The organism is Erwinia typographi (assembly GCF_000773975.1).
Classification (GTDB): domain Bacteria; phylum Pseudomonadota; class Gammaproteobacteria; order Enterobacterales; family Enterobacteriaceae; genus Erwinia; species Erwinia typographi.
Genome location: NZ_JRUQ01000058.1, coordinates 1 through 1,618, shown reverse-complemented (window position 1 = coordinate 1,618; position 1,618 = coordinate 1). Strand labels below are relative to the sequence as shown.

Here is a 1,618-nt window from a genome sequence, read left to right as displayed (position 1 = left end):
AAAGGCCCAGGGAAGATTCATCTCGAGGCAAGTTTCGCGCTTAGATGCTTTCAGCGCTTATCTTTTCCGCACTTAGCTACCGGGCAGTGCCATTGGCATGACAACCCGAACACCAGTGGTGCGTTCACTCCGGTCCTCTCGTACTAGGAGCAACCCCTCTCAATCTTCCAGCGCCCACGGCAGATAGGGACCGAACTGTCTCACGACGTTCTAAACCCAGCTCGCGTACCACTTTAAACGGCGAACAGCCGTACCCTTGGGACCTACTTCAGCCCCAGGATGTGATGAGCCGACATCGAGGTGCCAAACACCGCCGTCGATATGAACTCTTGGGCGGTATCAGCCTGTTATCCCCGGAGTACCTTTTATCCGTTGAGCGATGGCCCTTCCATTCAGAACCACCGGATCACTATGACCTGCTTTCGCACCTGTTCGAGCCGTCACTCTCACAGTCAAGCCAGCTTATGCCATTGCACTAACCTCACGATGTCCGACCGTGATTAGCTGACCTTCGTGCTCCTCCGTTACTCTTTAGGAGGAGACCGCCCCAGTCAAACTACCCACCAGACACTGTCCCCACGCCGGATTACGGCGCCAGGTTAGAACATCAAACGTTAAAGGGTGGTATTTCAAGGTCGGCTCCACGCAGACTGGCGTCCACGCTTCAAAGCCTCCCACCTATCCTACACATCAAGGCTCAATGTTCAGTGTCAAGCTGTAGTAAAGGTTCACGGGGTCTTTCCGTCTTGCCGCGGGTACACTGCATCTTCACAGCGAGTTCAATTTCACTGAGTCTCGGGTGGAGACAGCCTGGCCATCATTACGCCATTCGTGCAGGTCGGAACTTACCCGACAAGGAATTTCGCTACCTTAGGACCGTTATAGTTACGGCCGCCGTTTACCGGGGCTTCGATCAGGAGCTTCTCTTGCGATAACCCCATCAATTAACCTTCCGGCACCGGGCAGGCGTCACACCGTATACGTCCACTTTCGTGTTTGCACAGTGCTGTGTTTTTAATAAACAGTTGCAGCCAGCTGGTATCTTCGACTGCCTTCAGCTCCACCCGCGGGGGGTTTCACTTACCGACAGCGTGCCTTCTCCCGAAGTTACGGCACCATTTTGCCTAGTTCCTTCACCCGAGTTCTCTCAAGCGCCTTGGTATTCTCTACCTGACCACCTGTGTCGGTTTGGGGTACGATTCTGTGTTACCTGATGCTTAGAGGCTTTTCCTGGAAGCAGGGCATTTGTTACTTCAGCACCGTGGTGCCTCGTCATCACGCCTCAGCCTTACAGCGTTCCGGATTTGCCTGGAACGCCAGCCTACACGCTTAAACCGGGACAACCGTCGCCCGGCTAACATAGCCTTCTCCGTCCCCCCTTCGCAGTAACACCGAGTACAGGAATATTAACCTGTTTCCCATCGACTACGCCTTTCGGCCTCGCCTTAGGGGTCGACTCACCCTGCCCCGATTAACGTTGGACAGGAACCCTTGGTCTTCCGGCGAGCGGGCTTTTCACCCGCTTTATCGTTACTTATGTCAGCATTCGCACTTCTGATACCTCCAGCAGTCCTCACAGACCACCTTCGACGGCTTACAGAACGCTCCCCTACCCAAC

Annotated in this window: 1 rRNA gene; it reads right to left on the bottom strand. The window is 54.6% G+C overall.

The features are described 5' to 3' along the window. Positions 1 to 1,618, bottom strand: a 23S ribosomal RNA gene (locus tag NG99_RS20270); the annotation flags it as partial.